We start from the raw sequence: 16095 nt of genomic DNA, 5'->3' as shown, positions 1-16095 counted from the left end.
ATCGGTCGAGCGGCGAAGTGCCGCCCACAAGCTTGGTGCCTAGAAAAGCCTCCGCCAAGCTCAACTGGCCCGTCTGCTTCACTGCCATCGCGATTCCCTCAGAGCGTCCACCTCAGAGAATCACAATCAGCGAATTACGCAACAGGCCCACAAGGGGAGAAGGAAAGAGGTGTCGCTACAGCAGCCCCGCCTGCTCGGCCTCGCGGCGCAGATTCTGGCGTGGCCTTGGGCCGATCTGCTGGATGACCAGCCCGGCGGCCAGCGAGCCGAGATCACCGCACTGCTTCAGGCCGCGGCCTTGCGTGTAGCCGTAGAGGAAGCCGGCGGCGTAGAGGTCGCCGGCGCCTGTCGTGTCGACCAGCTCGCGAATCCCGGTCGCCTCGATGGTGACGGTCTCGTCGCGGCGCACGATGACCGAGCCCTTTTCCGAACGGGTGACAATGGCGATCTTGCAGTCCCTGCGGATGTGCGCCAGCGCCTCGTCGAAGGACGCGGTCTGGTAGAGCGACTTGATCTCGTGGCTGTTGGCAAAGACGATATCCACGGTGCCGGAGCGCATCAGGTCGAGGAATTCGTCGCGGTAACGGTCGACGCAGAACGAGTCCGACAATGTCATCGATACTTCGCGCCCGGCGGCATGGGCGAACTTCGCCGTCTGCCGGAACGCTTCCTTGGCGCGCGGCGGGTCCCACAGATAGCCCTCGAAATAGGTGACGGCGGCGCCCGACGCCTTGTCGGCCTCAACATCCTCCGGGCCGAGCTCGACGCAGGCGCCGAGATAGGTGTTCATCGAGCGCTCGCCGTCCGGCGTGACGAAGATCATCGAGCGCGCCGTCGGCGGTTCGCCATCGAGCGGTTTTGTGTCGAAGGCGACGCCCTGGGCATGCATGTCATGCGCGTAGATTTTGCCGAGCGCGTCGTTGGAGACCTTGCCGAAGAAAGCGGCGCGACCGCCGAAGGAGGCGACGCCCGCCGCCGTGTTGCCGGCGCTGCCGCCCGAGGCTTCAATGGCCGGGCCCATGCGGCTGTAGAGCAGTTCGGCGCGCCTCGTGTCGATCAAATTCATCGCGCCCTTGATGATGCCGTTGGTCTCCAGGAACGCCTCATCGCACTGGGCGATGATGTCGACGATGGCATTTCCGATACAAAGCACGTCATAGTCCGGCATCAATTCATGTCTCCGCCAAAAACCCACCGGCTTTCTGCCATGCCGGGCGCGGGCGGGTCTAGCGGTTTGATGCGGCTTTGCCTAGTCGACAATGCGGCGATCCGACGAATGTCAGCATAGCCACCATCGTTGGATGGCGGCCGAAGCATTTCTCGCGTGCCTGGCTTACAAGCATGGCTGAGATGAGCGATGCCCAGAGGTCCCCGCCGGCCATGTCTATGAAAACCGACACGAGGATCGAGCTGGTGCTGCTCGTCGTGTTGGCAGTGCTCTGGGGTGCATCCTACAGCTTCATCAAGATCGGCGTTGCGACGATCCCGCCGGTGACGCTGATCGCCGCGCGAACCCTGATCGCGGGTGGCATCCTGCTTGCCCTGATCCGCTGGCGCGGGCTGACCTTGCCGGGTGATGCCACAAGCTGGCGCCGGTTTGCATTCCAGGCATGCCTCAACAGCGTCGTGCCGTTCACGCTGATCGCTTGGGCCGAGCGCTCGCTGGATGCCGGGCTGGCCACGATCCTGAATGCGACCTCGCCGATCTTTACCTTCTTGCTGACCGCCCTCATCACCCGCCACGAACCGTCGACCATGCGCAAGCTGTTTGGCGTCGCGGCGGGAATAGCCGGAATATGCCTCGTTGTCGGCGCCCCGGCGCTTGGCGGCCTCGGACAGCAATTGTTACCGCAACTTGCCGTGATCGCGGCGACGATCTGCTATGCCGGCGCGGCCGTTTTCGGCCGCGGCTTCAGGGGGCTCGACCCGATGGTGCCGGCCGCCGGTTCGATGCTCTGCGGCGCCGCGATGCTGATCCCCTTGAGCCTTGCGTTCGACCAGCCATGGACCTTGGCGCCGTCGACAGCTTCGATCCTTGCGCTGCTCGGGCTTTCGGTGTTTTCAACCGCGCTGGCCTTTTGCATCTATTTCCGTCTCCTCCACACGCTGGGCTCCGTCGGCACCACCTCGCAAGCCTATCTGCGGGTGCCGATCGGCGTTGCTATCGGAGCCGTGTTCCTTGGCGAAAGCCTTGGTCCGAGCGCGTGGTGGGGAATGGCCCTGGTCGTCGTCGGCGTGGCGGCGATGACCATTCCCCAGGCGAAGGTCGCGCGCTAGGGCACTTGCGGCCTGCGCTGTCGCCGCCTATTCCGGAGATCTCAGCCACGAGCACGTTTGACATGGAATTGGAAACGCCGTGATCCTCGACGCCGCCCGCGCCGCCTTGAGCCGGCTGTTCTCGCCCGAATTCCGTTCCGTGTTCGTGAAGACGCTGGGGCTGACCTTGCTGGCGCTGGCGGCACTTTGGTTCGGGATCAAGGGCCTGTTCGACTGGCTGGCCTGGCCATGGATCGATGCATGGCTGCCCAGCCTGCCCTCCTGGGCCGGATGGCTGGGCGCCGTCGTCGCCGGCATCGGCCTTGCGCTGGGCTTGGCGCTGCTCATCGCGCCGGTGACGGCGATCATCGCCGGCCTGTTCCTCGACGACGTCGCCGAAGTCGTCGAGCGCACCGACTATCCCAACGATCCGCCCGGCCGCGCAGTGCCGGCGCTGCGCTCGCTGGTGCTGGCGATCAGGTTCTTCGGCGTCGTCATCCTCGGCAACATCGTCGCCCTGCTGCTTCTGCTGGTGCCAGGCATCAATATCGCCGCCTTCTTCGTCGTCAACGGTTATCTGCTCGGGCGCGAGTTCTTCGAGTTCGCCGCCATGCGCTTTCGCCCGGAGGCCGAGGCCAAGGCGCTGCGCAGGAAGCACGCGGTCACCGTGTTCCTGGCCGGGCTGGTTGTCGCCGCCTTCCTCGCCGTGCCGCTGCTCAACCTTCTGACGCCGCTGTTCGCCGCCGCCTTGATGGTGCACCTGCACAAGGCGATCTCGGCGCGGGATGATGCTTAGCGCAGCAGAAAGCCGCGCCCCAGTTCGTCGTCGTCCTCGACAATGAATTCGGCCCGCCCTGAGTAGTAAGCGCGGCCGCCGACGCGGGCGATGATGGCGTCATGCGGCCCGGCTTTGGCCGTGCGTACGACCGCGCCGGAAAAGCGCGAGCCGGCGATGCTCTCGAACAGCCGTGTCCGGCCAATCTCGATCTGGCCCTTGGCGTGCATGGCCGCCAGCCGCGCGGTGACGCCCGAGCCGGTCGGCGAACGGTCGACCTCGGCTTCGGCGAAAACGCAGATGTTTTTGGTCGGCGTATCGGAGATCGCATCCTGTCCGTCGGTCAGGATGGTGCCGTAGAGAAAGGCGAGATCGGCATGGTCGGGATGCGACAGCGGCAATTCGGCCTTGAGCTTATTGGTCAGCGCCGTCGCTGCATCGACGAAATCGCGCACCCGGTTCCTGCCGAATTCCAGCCCGAACTGGCGGCAGTCGGCCAGCGCATAGAAGGCGCCGCCATAGGCGATGTCGAAGCCGACTGCGCCGTAGCCCGGCAGCTCGATCCGCTGGTCGCGGGCAAACAGAAACGCCGGCACGCTTTCGAATGACACCGCACCGGCCTTGCCATCCCTTACCTCGACCGCAGCCGAAATCAGCCCGCATGGCGCCTCGATGTTGACCGTCGTCAGCGGCTCGCGTGGCGCCACCAGCCGCTCGTCGACGGCATAGCGGCCGAGCGCGACGATGGCGTGGCCGCACATCGTCGAATAGCCCTCATTGTGCATGAACAGCACCGCGAGGTCGGCGCCCGGCAGGTCAGGCTCCACCAGCAGCGCGCCATACATGTCGTAATGGCCGCGCGGCTCGAACATCAGGATCTTTCTGAGATGATCGAGATGGTCGCGCACATAGGCACGCCTTTCGAGAATCGTGCCCTTGGGAATGTCGGGGTAGCCGCCGGTGACGATCCGCAGTGGCTCGCCGCCGGTGTGCATGTCGACGACGGTGAGCGTCATTCGCCGGGGCCTACCTAGGCTGAAGATTTGGCAAACAGCGCCTGCAGCTTGCCGAACGGCATGGCGGCGCGGGTGAAGCCGAACGTGCCGTCCTGCTGGATCTCGCGCGCCGCGGTCTCCAGCATGCCGAAGGCGAAATTGGTGAGCCATGGGCCGAGCGAGACGCGCTTTACCCCCGCCATGGCCAGGTCGGCGATGGTGAAGCCAGGCCTGGCCATGACGTTGACCGGCCTGGTCAGCGCCGAGCAGACGGTCCGCACCGTCTCGATGTCGCTCAGCCCTGGTGCATAGAGCACGTCGGCGCCGGCTTTCTCGAACGCCTGCAGCCGCTTGATCGTATCGTCGAGGTCGGGCTTGCCCCACAGGAAATTCTCGGCCCGCGCGGTGAAGACGAAATCGCGTTTCAGCGCCCGTGCCGCTTCCGCCGCCGCCGCGACGCGCTCGACCGCATGCGAAAAATCATAGATCGGCTTGTCGGGCTCGCCGGTATGGTCCTCGATCGAGCAGCCGGCGAGGCCAGCCGCCTCGGCGGCGAAGATCGTCTCGCCGGCACTTGTCGCGCTGTCGCCCTTGCCCTTTTCGAGATCCGCCGAAACCGGCAGCCCGGTCGCCGCCGACACTTCACGGCAATGGTGGATCATCGCCTCGAACGTCACCGCGCCATCGGGCAGGCCGCGCGAAAAGGCAAAACCGGCGCTGGTCGTCGCCAGCGCCTTGAAGCCGAACGAGGCCAAAAGCTTGGTCGTGCCGACGTCCCAGGAATTGGCCATGACGAAGATCGAGGCATGCAGGTCGCGAAAAATCTTGCCCTTATCCATGGATGCTCCCCTCCAGTGCAGAATGTGAGGCAAATTCTAGCCCGGCGGAACGCGCCGGGCAAACAAATGCGGTTGGCTCAGAAGCGTTTGGCGTTCTCTTCTGCCAATCGGTCCAGCGCGTCGGAATCCTTGACGTAGTGCGAAGCGTTTTTGTCCCAATGATAGGTGACGGAAATGTTGCGCGAAGACGCCGCTGGCGGCTGCTGGCCGTCGCAGCTTTCTTCGCCCGGTACCGTCGCGTCGGTCACCGTAACCTTGATGGCTGCATAGGGCTGGCCGTCAGCAATCGCCTGGAACGCCGCATTCTGCGTCCTTCGGTTGGTGCAGAGGTTTTCGTCGAACGTATAGATCATGTCGATCAGCTCGAACCTGTCGCTGCGGACCATGATCAGCGGCGTGATCCCATAGCCCTGACTCGAATTGAAATGCGTGCTCATGCTGATGATGGCGTCGTCACCAGGCCCGATCGGCAGCTTGCCCGGATCGCGAAGATAGGTGATGCGGTCGACAGCGACATTGACCGCGTCGAGCAGGGCCGGCTTGCCGGTGATGTCGTAGAGTGCCAGCACCGCATAGCCCTCGGCACTGTCAGGCGAGTCGCCGAGGTCGAACAGCATGGTCAGCCGCTCCTTGCCGCCGGCCTTGATGCCGAGCACGCCGGCGTTGGAAAGACCCGACGTCGCCGGCGGCGAGCCGTCGTAGTCCGGACCAGCGATGTGGCGCATCTCGATCGGCATCGAACCCCGGAAAAAGCCGTCCTTGTCCGCGGCCAGATCGGGAATGACCATCCTGGCGAGATCGAGATAGGTGACATCGCCGTGGCCGGAGACGGCGCTGCCGAGCTCCGGGAAGCTGACGGCCTCCGCTCTGCCCGTCCAAAGACAAGGCAGCAGCAGGCAGGCAAAGATGAAACGAAGCAGGGAGAAGGTCATGCGCGCGCTCGTTATGTCGGGCGCGCGCAAGCTAGAGCATTTTGCGGCCAAGGGGAAACACCTGGCGTTGCCTCACTATGTTGGCTTGGCTTGGCTCGCCAGGGTCTGCTGGAAAACCGGCACCAGGTGATCCATGGCGGCTGCGAGCCACGCGCCGAGTTCGTCGGGCAGAGTGTCATGGATCCAGACCAGGCGGCTCCGGCCCTCGCCCTCGGCAAAGACCTGCATGGAAGTGTTATCGTGGGTGACCTCGTCGCCGAGCCATCCCCACACGATCCGCCGGCTCTGCTCGTCGCGAGCGATGAGCCGCTCTCGCACAATCTTGCCGTCGGCGAACATAAGGGCCCGCACGTCGCCCTCCTCCACCCGGCAGTCGACGAAAACGCCTGGGGCTATCCGTTGGGCGCCGCCGGCGAAGTCGCCGACCGTCGCCCATACGCTTTCCGGTGGAGCATCTACGATGATTTCCCTGACTATCGAAGCCATGTTCACTTTTCCTCCGCTGGTGGGTAGACCTGTCTGTCTACATATGGATGTATACAGACCTGTCTGCTATATAGTCAAGGCATGTCCGCAGCCCGAATCAACGATCGTCCAGAAAGTCTTGCGCGCCGTCGTATCCTCGATACGGCGACCGCGCTGTTTTCTCTGGAGGGGGTGCGCGCAGTCGGCATCGACCGCATCATCGCCGAGGCCGGCGTTGCCAAGGCGACGTTCTATCATCACTTCGCGGCCAAGGACGATCTCGTCCGCGCTTACATCGAGGAGCTCAGCAAGGGGGGACGGGCGGCGATCGCGAAGCTTGACCGGCGGCCGCCTCGCCAGATGATCCTTGCCATATTCGATCTCATCGCCGACGCGGCGGATCAGCCGGGCTACCGCGGCTGCCCCTTCCAGAACGCCGCTGCCGAATACCCCGATCCCAGCAGCCCGGTTCGCCAGGCGATCGATAAGCATCGTCACTGGAAGTGGGGCATCCTAAGGGATCTGCTGATCGCGGACGCAAATCGCGATCCGGACCGCACTGCGGACGCGCTAACGGCGGCGGCCGACGGCCTCCTTGTCGTCAGTCATCTCGACAGGCCGGCCAATCTGCGCAGTCTCATACGCGACACGGTCGACCGAGTACTTGGAGCGTCACGCCCGGTCTGAGATCGAGCGCGTACAGCCTGCGCAAAGGCGATTAGTGGATCGGCACCAGCCCGGCCAGTTCACGCATGTCGTCGAACAGGATGCCGCCGGCTTCGCTCAGTCCGTCGCGGTCGGAAAGCGGGTCGCCGTGATAGGAATAGACGCGCATGCCGGCGGCGATGCCGGCTGCCGTCCCGGCGACGCTGTCCTCGATGACGATGCAATCGGCGGGCGCGAAGCCCATCGTCGCTGCCGCATGCAGGAAGAGGTCGGGGAACGGCTTGCCACGCGAGACCATGGTCGAGCTGAACAGCGCATGCTCGAACAGCGGCAGCAGCCCGGTCTGACCGAGTGTGATGTGCATTTTCGATACCCGTGCCGACGAGGCGACGCAGGTGGCGATGCCGGCGGCGTGCACGGTTTCGATGAACTCGCGAACGTAGGGGATGGCCTCGACGCCATGCGCGAACAGGTCCGGCAGGCCGGCGTTCCAGCGCTCGACAAAATCGGCGCCGAGGCTGACGCCGGTCGCCTCGACTTCCTTCTGCACCGAGACCATGCTGCGGCCGGAGAAATTCTTGCGGCAATATTCGAAGCTGGCCGGAAAGCCTGCCGCGCTCAACCATTCGGCGAGGCGCCGGTTGGCCAGGTTCTCGGTGTCGACCAGAACCCCGTCGCAATCGAAGATGACGAGCTTGGGGATCTTCATTTCGCCGCGCTCATCAGGCCGTGCCGGTCGATCCGAAGCCACCGGAGCCGCGCGTTGTGCCGCCGGCCAATGTGCGCTCCTCGACGGTCGCCTGCGTCACCGGGGCGAAGACGATCTGGGCAATCCGCATGCCGCGCGTTACCGCGAAATCCTCGTCGCCGAGATTGATCAGCAGCACCTTGACCTCGCCGCGATAGTCGCTGTCGATGGTGCCGGGCGTGTTGAGGCAGGTGAGCCCATGCTTGAAGGCGAGGCCCGAACGCGGCCGGACCTGGCCTTCGACGCCCTCGGGAATTTCCAGGACCAGGCCGGTCGGCACCAGCGCGCGCTTTCCCGGCAGGATTAAGAGCGGCCTGTCGTCCGGGACGGCGGCGCGCAGGTCCATGCCGGCGGCGCCCGAGCTCTCATAGGCGGGAAGCGGCAATCCCTCGCCATGCGGCAGCCTGACGAAGCCGACAGCCGGACCGATGACGGAGGTGGGATAAAGTGCTGCGCGCATAAGGCTGATCCTATCGTCGCGAACGCCGGTCCAGTCAACTCGGCGACAATGCTATCAACGGCTTTCTTTCAGCGCAGTTCCGCCTCAGCGCAGTTCCATCGGAACGATCGTGGTCTCCTTGATCTCTTCCATGACGAACGAGGCCGAAACGTCCGACAACGCCACCTTGGCGATCAACCGCTGATAGAGCCGGTCATAGGCTTTGACGTCGGCGACACGGGCGCGCAAGACATAGTCGAGATCGCCGGACATGCGGTAGGCGCCGGTGATCTCGGCAAAGCCGGTCACCGCCGCCCGGAATTTTTGCAGCCAGTCGGGATCGTGATTCGAGGTGCGGATCAGGATGAACACGGAAAGGCCGAGCCCGAGCTTGTCGGCGTCGACCAGCGCCACGCGGCCGGTGATGACGCCGTCTTCCTCCAGCCGCTTGACCCGGCGCCAGCAGGCATTGCGCGACAGCGATATTCTTGCCGAGAGCTGGTCGACGGACAGCGTGCCGTCGCGCTGCAGCTCGGCCAGCAATCTCCGGTCTATTTCGTCGATTTCCGGCGTCATGTGGGATGTTTGTCCCAAAATTCAGCCTTTCACAAGGACAATTTGGGACCGATGAACCGAACACCCATGCCAGGATATTCATCGTCGGCTCTTCATGCTGGCAGGAGGGACCGACATGACCGCACGGCTCGCAAGACTTTTCACCTCTCACCCGGCTGCGGTCGGCGAGAGTTATTTCGGCCATATGGCTTTCGCCGCATGGTTCTCGTCGCGATTGTTCATGGCGGCTTTTGCCGCGCTCATTCATGCTTTCTTGCCGTTTCTGTTCGAGACCACGGCAAGCGGCATCATCCGTGAGCTCTACGAGCGGACGCATAACAGGGGACGTTAGGCGCTATGTGCCGGTGGGCCGCCTATCTCGGCGAAGCCGTCTTTCTCGAAGACATCGTCACGGCGCCCACTCGCTGATCGCCCAGAGCCACTGCGCCCAGGAAGCCAAATCGCCGACCAATGGCGATGGTTTTGGCTTGGCCTGGTATGGCGACCGACCGGAGCCCGGCCTCTATCGCGACATCCTGCCGGCCTGGTCGGACCCCAATCTGAAAAGCCTGTGCCGGCAGATCAAGTCAGGCCTGTTCCTCGCCCATGTCCGTGCTTCGACCGGTGGCGCCACCAGCCGCATGAACTGTCATCCGTTCATTTCGGGCCGCTGGTCGTTCATGCACAATGGCCAGATCGGCGGCTTCGAAAAGATCCGTCGCGCGCTGGAGAATTCGCTCTCCGACGCCGCCTTCGACCAGCGTGAGGGCGCCACGGATTCGGAACTGTTCTTTCTGATGATGACCGAAGAGGACCTGGCAGGTGATCCGCAGGGCGCCGTATCGCGCGCCACCAGCCGCGTCATCGACGCCTCGCGCCGCGGCGGCTTCGAGCCGGCGCTGAAATTGACGGCGGCTTTTTCCGACGGACAATCGCTTTACGCGGTGCGCTATACGAGCGACGGCCACGCGCCGACGCTCTACACGTCCGCCTTCCGCAATGGCGGAGGCCGTTGCGTCGTGTCGGAACCCTTCGACCGCGACGGCAGCGACTGGCAGGCGATTCCGCCCTCGAGCTTCGTCACCATCGGCAGAGACGGCATGAGCATTCGTCCGTTTGTGCCCGCCGCGGCAAAGCTGGCGCTGGCCGTGTAGATTCCTCGCTACGCGTCGCAGGACAGCGTCGATTGCAACAGGCAGCGCAATTCCGATCAAGCACCGCCTGTCCTCGAATGCTGAACTCGGCTTGAAGACGCGCCGTTGCCCGCCATTTGGTGAGGCTGGCGCCGCTGGCAAGCCGGAGTATTGGTCATGGACCTCGCCTTTTCCTCCGCCACAGAATTGGTTGCCGCCATTCGTGACCGCAAGATTTCCGCTGTGGAAGCGCTGGACGCGCATCTGGCGCAGATCGACAGGCACAATGAGGCGGTCAATGCCGTCGTAACCCTCGATCGGGAAGGTGCGCGGCAGCGCGCCGGCAAGGCCGACGAAGCGCAGGCGCGCGGCGAAGCCCTTGGGCCGCTGCACGGCGTGCCGTTCACACTGAAGGACACGCACGAAACCGCGGGCATGAGAACCACTGTCGGCTTCCCGGCCTTCGCCGACTATGCCGCGAGGGCAGACAGTCCAGTCGTTGCACGGCTGAAGGCGGCAGGCGGCATATTGGTGGGCAAGACGAACGTGGCGACAATGCTTAGTGACTGGCAGTCGAGCAATCCGCTGTTCGGCCGTACCGGCAATCCTTGGGACCTCCAGCGCACCGCCGGCGGCTCCAGTGGCGGTGCGGCGGCGGCGCTCAGCGCTGGAATGACGCCGTTCGAGGTCGGCACCGACATGCAGGATTCGATCCGGCTGCCCGCTGCCTTTTGCGGCGTCTACGGCCTCAAGCCGACCGAGCACCGCGTCTCGCTCGCCGGCGCCTTCCCCGATCCAGGCGGCGCGCCGCGCAGCGTCCGGCGGATCTCCTGCCTCGGACCGATGGCGCGCAGCGTCGAAGACCTGGTACTGATCTACCGCCTCATTGCCGGGCCGGATGGAAGCGACACCGACCTTGCGCCGGTACCGGTCGAAAGCATGCCGGAGTTGGATCTCAGGAATTTGCGCATCGCCATCGCGCCGTCCTTTCCGGGCTTTCCGGTGGTCGGCGAGATCAGCGCGGTGGTCGAAAGTCTGGCAAAAGAGCTTCAGGCCGCGGGCGCCATCGTCGAGGAAGCCAAATTGCCGGAGCTCGACCTGCACGACGACCTGGAGCAGGGCGGCGTCCTGATCGGCATGATGCTGGAGGCGGCGCAGCCCGAACCACCGGAGAAGCCGACGCCGGTCTCGCGCTGGTTCGAGGCGCTCGCCCGCCGCGACCGCTCCATCCTGGCGTGGGATCGGTTCTTCGACGGTTGCGACGCCTTGCTGTGCCCGGTCGCAATGGTCACCGCCTTCCCGCATTGCGAGCCGGGAACGCCGATCGAGGTCGACGATAGCGAGCAAAGCTACTGGATGCTGCCGGCCTATGGCGCGGTGTTCAACTACAGCGGCCATCCCGCACTGTCGCTGCCCCGCGGACAGGACAGCAATGGCCTGCCCATCGGACTACAGCTTGTTGGCAAACGCTGGTCGGAGTCGCGCCTGCTCGGGATCGCCAGGGCAATCGAGCCGCTGGCCGGCGGCTTTCGCCGCCCGCCCGGTTATTGAGTAAACCGCGCCAGCCCGTAGGGATCAAGCAGCGGATCGCGATCGCCGTCGAGGATCTCGCGGGCGGCGAACAGGCCGACGGCCGGTGCCAGCGTGATGCCGGAATGCATAACGGCGACGTAGACGCCGCCCCCGCCTTCGGCGCGGCCGATGATCGGAAAGCCGTCGACCGGCGTCGGCCGGTAGCCAATGGTGTGGAAATCGAGTTCCAGCCCATCTGCGCCGCGCAGCATGGCCTTCATCGCCGCAAACAGGTCGCGGGCGGTCGCCGCGGCATCCATGCCGGGATCGGCGCCGCCGAAATCCGAGCCGGCGATGATGCGGCCTTCCGCGGTCTGGCGCATATGCAGTCGGTCGCCGATCACCAGGCCGTTGAGCAGCTTTTGGTAGGGGCGCGAATGCACGATCAGGCCGGGCGGTGTCCCGATCGGCAGTTCTATCCCGGCTGTTGCCGCTAGTGCCGGAGAGCCGGCTCCGGCCGCGATCACCACCTCGTCGGCAACAATCCGCCCGGCGGATGTGTCGACACCGGAGACCTGGCCGTTGGCCCGCACAAGCGCGGTCGCGGTAACTCCTGTCAGCAGCCGCGCGCCGCGCCGTTCGACGTCGGCCAGCAGTGCTTGCGTGGCGGCGACCGGCTCGGCGACACCTTCCTCGGCGACATAAAGGGCGAAATCGGGAAGTTCGGTCAGATTGGGCTCGATGCGCGCAGCTCCGGCACGGTCGACACGCTCGATGCCGTAGCCCCAGGCGGAGTGCTCGGCCGCATAGGCCTCAAGTTCGGGACGTGGCAGGTCCCAGCACAGGCCGCCGCACCATTGCAACGGGATGCCGGGCACCTCGTTCGCCAGTCGCGTCCATTCGGCCATCGACCGAATGCGCAGCCGGAAATAGGGCTCCGGATTGCCCCAGCTGGCATTGATCCAGGCAAAGGAATTCGGCGTCGCGACGCCGCCGGCGCCGCTGCCGGCAATGACCGTCACCTTTGCTCCGGCCTTGGTCAGGTGCCAAGCGATGGAGGCGCCCATGATGCCGGCGCCGGTGACAATCACTTCTTTCGCCTCTGTCATGCTTCACTCCTCGTTCCAACGCCACCACCGCGATGCCATTGCCCGTGGGTTCTGCCAAGAGCGCGCGGTATCAAATATGCTTCTTGACTTTAATACGTACGTACGTATTGTATCGATATGGCCAGACATTCACTTCGCGAAAAACTTCTCGACGCCGGTTTCAAAACCATCTGGAATTCCGGCTATTCGTCCGCCGGCGTACGCGACATCGTCGCCGCGGCCGATGCCCGCCCGGGGTCCTTCACCAATCATTTTGCCTCCAAGGAGGCGTTCACCGGCGAGGTGCTGGACCGCTATTTCGCCTATGTGAGCGGCTTGGTGGAGCAGGCCCTCGCCCGAGACGGCACGCCCCCGGTCGGGCGCTTGCGCCGCTATCTCGAAATCATCACGTCGAAGCTGGAGGCGCATGATTGGGCACGGGGCTGCATGATCGGCAATCTCAGCCTCGAGACGGCGGCTCACAGTGAGGCGCTGAGGCTACAACTCGTCGCCATTTTCGAACGCTGGCGTAAGCCCTTTGCCGAATGCATCGCCGAAGGCCAGGCGGCCGGCGATATCACCGACGCGTTCGATGCCGAGGATCTCGCCGATTTCCTTTTGAGTTCCTGGCAAGGCGCGATGCTGCGCATGAAGGTGGAGCGCAGTCCCGAGCCGCTCGAGCGTTTCAAGAATATCGTCTTCAAAACAGTCTTCGCAAAAAGGAGCTGATCCGATGAACCCGAAACTCGAAAAGCAGCAATCCCGCACAATGTTGCCGCGCTCGCAAGTCGCGGTACTCGATTCCACCATCTCCTATGTCGAGGCAGGCACGGCTGGCCCGACGGTAATCTTCCTGCACGGCAACCCGACGTCATCCTACGTCTGGCGCGACATCATCCCGCATGTGGCGCCGTTCGGCCGCTGCATCGCACCCGACCTGATCGGCTATGGCCAGTCCGGCAAGCCGGACATCGACTATCGCTTCTTCGACCACGTCCGGTATCTCGATGCTTTCCTTGAGGCGCTTGGCGTCGCCGACATGGTGGTCGTCGCGCAGGACTGGGGCACCGCACTCGCCTTCCATCTCGCGGCCCGGCGGCCGCAGCGGATCCTCGGACTCGCCTTCATGGAATTCATCCGCCCCTTCGAGAGCTGGGACGATTTCCACCAGCGTCCGCAGGCGCGCGAATTGTTCAAGGCAATGCGCACGCCTGGCGTCGGTGAGAAGCTTGTCTTGGAAGACAACGTCTTCGTCGAAAGGGTGCTGCCGGCCGCTGTGCTGCGCACGATGAGCGATGAGGAAATGGCCGCCTACCGGGCGCCCTTCCCGACACCGCAATCGCGCAAGCCGGTCCTGCGGCTGCCGCGCGACCTGCCGATCGAAGGCCAGCCTGCCGATGTCACCGCCATCAGTGAGCACGACCATTGGGCGCTCCGGGCTTCCTCCTACCCGAAGCTGCTTTTCTCAGGCGATCCCGGCGCCCTCGTCTCGCCGCAGGCGGCCCGGGAATTCGCGGCTGGGCTGAAGAATTGCCGCCTGATCGATCTCGGACCCGGCGCGCATTATCTGCAGGAGGACCATGCCGACAAGATCGGCACCGCAATTGCCGAGTGGATTCCCGAGATAGCCACTGAGAGCCGTGCGACCGAACCGGCCTGACGCCGGAGCATGGCCACTGCCGCCGGAGAGGTCGACAGCTCTGCACTCCGCTGCTAGAAGCCCGGCCTCACACGGAAATCCTGAAAAATGTCCGAAATGATTACAGAAGCGGTATCGCGCCGCCGCACTTTCGCGATCATCGCGCACCCCGACGCCGGCAAGACCACGCTCACCGAAAAGTTGCTTTTGTTCGGCGGCGCGATCCAGCTTGCCGGCGAGGTCAAGGCCAAGAAGGACCGTATCCAGACCCGCTCCGACTGGATGAAGATCGAGCGCGAGCGCGGCATTTCGGTGGTCACCTCGGTGATGACGTTCGAATATGAGGACACTGTCTTCAACCTGCTCGACACGCCAGGCCACGAGGATTTCGCCGACGACACCTATCGCACGCTGTCGGCGGTCGACAGTGCGGTCATGGTCATCGACGCCGCCAAGGGCATCGAGCCGCGCACGCTGAAACTGTTCGAGGTCTGTCGGCTGCGCGACATCCCGATCATCACCTTCGTCAACAAGATGGACCGCGAAAGCCGCGACCCGTTCGATATCCTCGACGAGATCGAGCAGAAGTTGGCGCTGGACACAGCACCGATCACCTGGCCGATCGGCCGCGGCAAGACCTTTTCCGGCACCTACCATCTGGCGCTGAACGCGGTGCGCAAGGGCGACGCCGAAAAGGAGCGCACGCCGGTCCACGGCCCCGATTCCAACCGCGTTGCCGGCCTGCTGCCGGAGAACGAGCGCGAGGCTTTCATCGAAGAGCTGGAGCTGGCGCGCGAAGCCTGCCGCCCGCTCGACCTCGATGCCTTCCGCGAGGGCCATCTGACGCCGGTCTATTTCGGCTCGGCGCTGCGCAATTACGGCGTGCGCGACCTGATCGAGGCGCTCGGCGCCTATGGGCCGCCGCCGCGTGCGCAGGAGGCCGACAGCCGCAAGGTCGAGGCGACCGAGGACAAGATGACGTCCTTCGTCTTCAAGATCCAGGCCAATATGGACCCCAACCACCGCGACCGCATCGCCTTCGTCCGGGTCTGCTCCGGCAAGCTCGAGCGCGGCATGAAGGCCAAGCTGGTGCGCACGGGCAAGCCGATGAGCCTGTCGGCGCCGCAATTCTTCTTCGCCCGCACCCGCGTCACCGCCGACGAGGCGTTTGCCGGCGATGTCGTCGGCATCCCCAACCACGGCACGCTGCGCATCGGCGACACGCTGACCGAGGGCGAGGAGATCCTGTTTCGCGGCGTGCCGAATTTCGCGCCTGAAATCCTGCGCCGCGTTCGCCTCGGCGACGCGATGAAAGCCAAGAAACTCAAGGAGGCGCTGCATCAGATGGCCGAGGAAGGCGTCGTGCAATTGTTCTCGCCGGAGGACGGCTCGCCGGCCATCGTCGGTGTCGTCGGCGCCCTGCAGCTCGACGTGCTAAAGGAGCGGCTGAACTTCGAATACACGCTGCCGGTCGATTTCGAGATGTCGCGCTTTTCCGTCTGCCGCTGGATATCGGCCGACGACAGGGCCGAACTCCAGCGCTTCATCGAAGCGCATCGCGGCGACATCGCCCGCGACCTCGACAATGATCCAGTGTTCCTCGCCCAGCACGCCTTCTCGCTAAACTACGAAGCCGAACGCTGGAAGGCGATCCGCTTCGCGGCGGTGAAGGATTACCAGGTCCGCGACAGAGCGGCTTGATGCGGCGCTTTCCTTCTCCCCTTGCGGGAGAAGGTGTCGCCGAAGGCGACGGATGAGGGGTGTTCCAGGAAACACCAACGTCTCATTCCGTCCAACACCCCTCAACCGTCTCGGCGCCTTGCGCCGATCCACCTTCTCCCCTTACAGGGCAGGGGAATCGCATATGGCGATTTTGGGGTTGAGTTTAGGCTGAGAAAGGATTCTTTGGAGAGGCAGTTGAGCGAAGGAGCGACTGCCATTTCCTGCCTCGAGAGCTACTTTGGCGCGGTGCCTGATCCACGCGCGCCCAACGCCACGCACCGGCTTGGCGACCTGATCGTGATGATGATCGCAGCAAGCCTGTGCGGCGCCA

17 protein-coding genes and 1 pseudogene are annotated in these 16095 nt (G+C 64.4%); 9 read left to right on the top strand and 9 right to left on the bottom strand.

The features are described from left to right. Nucleotides 1–175: 175 nt before the first annotated feature. A complete protein-coding gene (locus NKJ09_RS31815) occupies nucleotides 176–1168 on the bottom strand; it encodes an adenosine kinase (RefSeq protein WP_352496642.1) in 993 nt (330 codons plus the stop codon). Between the two features lie 218 nt (nucleotides 1169–1386). Here NKJ09_RS31815 and NKJ09_RS31810 point away from each other — a divergent pair, with 218 nt between their 5' ends. Together NKJ09_RS31810 and NKJ09_RS31805 are read left to right on the top strand one after the other, a co-directional pair. Then, nucleotides 1387–2277 (top strand): DMT family transporter, encoded by an 891-nt coding sequence (locus NKJ09_RS31810; RefSeq protein WP_502895895.1) that lies wholly within the window; start codon nucleotides 1387–1389, stop codon nucleotides 2275–2277. A gap of 79 nt (nucleotides 2278–2356) precedes the next feature. Then, entirely contained in the window at nucleotides 2357–3052 is a 696-nt protein-coding gene (locus NKJ09_RS31805) for a sulfate transporter family protein (protein ID WP_352496644.1), read from the top strand. On the opposite strand, the gene NKJ09_RS31800 is transcribed toward NKJ09_RS31805, so the two are convergent. The 4 genes from NKJ09_RS31800 to NKJ09_RS31785 form a co-directional block, all read right to left on the bottom strand. Beyond that, nucleotides 3049–4047, bottom strand: a complete 999-nt coding sequence (locus NKJ09_RS31800; RefSeq protein WP_352496645.1) for a proline racemase family protein — start codon at nucleotides 4045–4047, stop codon at nucleotides 3049–3051. The two genes, NKJ09_RS31805 and NKJ09_RS31800, sit on opposite strands and share 4 nt — an antisense overlap. Nucleotides 4048–4061: 14 nt before the next feature. Next, the gene (locus tag NKJ09_RS31795; RefSeq protein ID WP_352484928.1) at nucleotides 4062–4865 is read right to left on the bottom strand and encodes an isocitrate lyase/PEP mutase family protein; all 804 of its coding nucleotides are present in this window, start codon (nucleotides 4863–4865) and stop codon (nucleotides 4062–4064) included. A 77-nt stretch (nucleotides 4866–4942) separates the two neighbouring features. Continuing rightward, a complete protein-coding gene (locus NKJ09_RS31790; RefSeq protein WP_352496646.1) occupies nucleotides 4943–5797 on the bottom strand; it encodes a hypothetical protein in 855 nt (284 codons plus the stop codon). Nucleotides 5798–5872: 75 nt separating this feature from the next. Beyond that, nucleotides 5873–6283 (bottom strand): SRPBCC family protein, encoded by a 411-nt coding sequence (locus NKJ09_RS31785; RefSeq protein ID WP_352484931.1) that lies wholly within the window; start codon nucleotides 6281–6283, stop codon nucleotides 5873–5875. Nucleotides 6284–6364: 81 nt separating this feature from the next. Here NKJ09_RS31785 and NKJ09_RS31780 point away from each other — a divergent pair, with 81 nt between their 5' ends. After that, on the top strand, nucleotides 6365–6949 hold the full coding sequence (locus tag NKJ09_RS31780) for a TetR/AcrR family transcriptional regulator (RefSeq protein WP_352496647.1): 585 nt from the start codon (nucleotides 6365–6367) through the stop codon (nucleotides 6947–6949). 31 nt (nucleotides 6950–6980) lie between these two features. Here NKJ09_RS31780 and NKJ09_RS31775 read toward each other — a convergent pair whose 3' ends face one another. From NKJ09_RS31775 to NKJ09_RS31765, 3 genes are all read right to left on the bottom strand, one after another. Continuing rightward, nucleotides 6981–7637 carry an HAD family hydrolase gene (locus NKJ09_RS31775; protein WP_352484934.1) on the bottom strand — a complete coding sequence of 219 codons (657 nt, stop codon included), beginning with the start codon at nucleotides 7635–7637 and terminating at the stop codon, nucleotides 6981–6983. Nucleotides 7638–7650: 13 nt separating this feature from the next. After that, nucleotides 7651–8136 carry a dUTP diphosphatase gene (gene dut, locus NKJ09_RS31770; RefSeq protein ID WP_023717930.1) on the bottom strand — a complete coding sequence of 162 codons (486 nt, stop codon included), beginning with the start codon at nucleotides 8134–8136 and terminating at the stop codon, nucleotides 7651–7653. 84 nt (nucleotides 8137–8220) lie between these two features. Beyond that, complete coding sequence (locus NKJ09_RS31765; protein ID WP_023717931.1) at nucleotides 8221–8691, bottom strand: Lrp/AsnC family transcriptional regulator; 471 nt, start codon at nucleotides 8689–8691, stop codon at nucleotides 8221–8223. A gap of 115 nt (nucleotides 8692–8806) precedes the next feature. Between NKJ09_RS31765 and NKJ09_RS31760 the strand changes: the two genes are divergently transcribed. The 3 genes and pseudogenes from NKJ09_RS31760 to NKJ09_RS31750 all read left to right on the top strand — a co-directional run bounded on the left by NKJ09_RS31760 (nucleotide 8807) and on the right by NKJ09_RS31750 (nucleotide 11354). Beyond that, nucleotides 8807–9022 (top strand): DUF6356 family protein, encoded by a 216-nt coding sequence (locus tag NKJ09_RS31760; RefSeq protein ID WP_023717932.1) that lies wholly within the window; start codon nucleotides 8807–8809, stop codon nucleotides 9020–9022. 5 nt (nucleotides 9023–9027) lie between these two features. Further along, nucleotides 9028–9824, top strand: a pseudogene (locus NKJ09_RS31755) (class II glutamine amidotransferase). Between the two features lie 156 nt (nucleotides 9825–9980). Further along, nucleotides 9981–11354: an amidase gene (locus NKJ09_RS31750; RefSeq protein ID WP_023717934.1), complete on the top strand. Its 1374-nt coding sequence runs from the start codon at nucleotides 9981–9983 to the stop codon at nucleotides 11352–11354. Here NKJ09_RS31750 and NKJ09_RS31745 read toward each other — a convergent pair. After that, entirely contained in the window at nucleotides 11348–12424 is a 1077-nt protein-coding gene (locus tag NKJ09_RS31745; protein ID WP_352484938.1) for an NAD(P)/FAD-dependent oxidoreductase, read from the bottom strand. The genes NKJ09_RS31750 and NKJ09_RS31745 overlap by 7 nt on opposite strands. Nucleotides 12425–12541: 117 nt before the next feature. Here NKJ09_RS31745 and NKJ09_RS31740 point away from each other — a divergent pair, with 117 nt between their 5' ends. The 3 genes from NKJ09_RS31740 (at nucleotide 12542) to NKJ09_RS31730 (ending at nucleotide 15743) form a co-directional block, all read left to right on the top strand. Next, on the top strand, nucleotides 12542–13132 hold the full coding sequence (locus tag NKJ09_RS31740; protein ID WP_352484939.1) for a TetR/AcrR family transcriptional regulator: 591 nt from the start codon (nucleotides 12542–12544) through the stop codon (nucleotides 13130–13132). A 4-nt stretch (nucleotides 13133–13136) separates the two neighbouring features. Beyond that, nucleotides 13137–14063, top strand: coding sequence for a haloalkane dehalogenase (locus NKJ09_RS31735; RefSeq protein WP_352484940.1), 927 nt, complete (start codon nucleotides 13137–13139; stop codon nucleotides 14061–14063). An 87-nt stretch (nucleotides 14064–14150) separates the two neighbouring features. Then, nucleotides 14151–15743 carry a peptide chain release factor 3 gene (locus NKJ09_RS31730; protein WP_352484942.1) on the top strand — a complete coding sequence of 531 codons (1593 nt, stop codon included), beginning with the start codon at nucleotides 14151–14153 and terminating at the stop codon, nucleotides 15741–15743. Nucleotides 15744–16095: the final 352 nt, after the last annotated feature.

It is taken from the genome of Mesorhizobium sp. M0189, from assembly GCF_040322135.1.
Taxonomy (GTDB): domain Bacteria; phylum Pseudomonadota; class Alphaproteobacteria; order Rhizobiales; family Rhizobiaceae; genus Mesorhizobium.
This window is presented reverse-complemented; position numbering and strand designations above follow the sequence as displayed.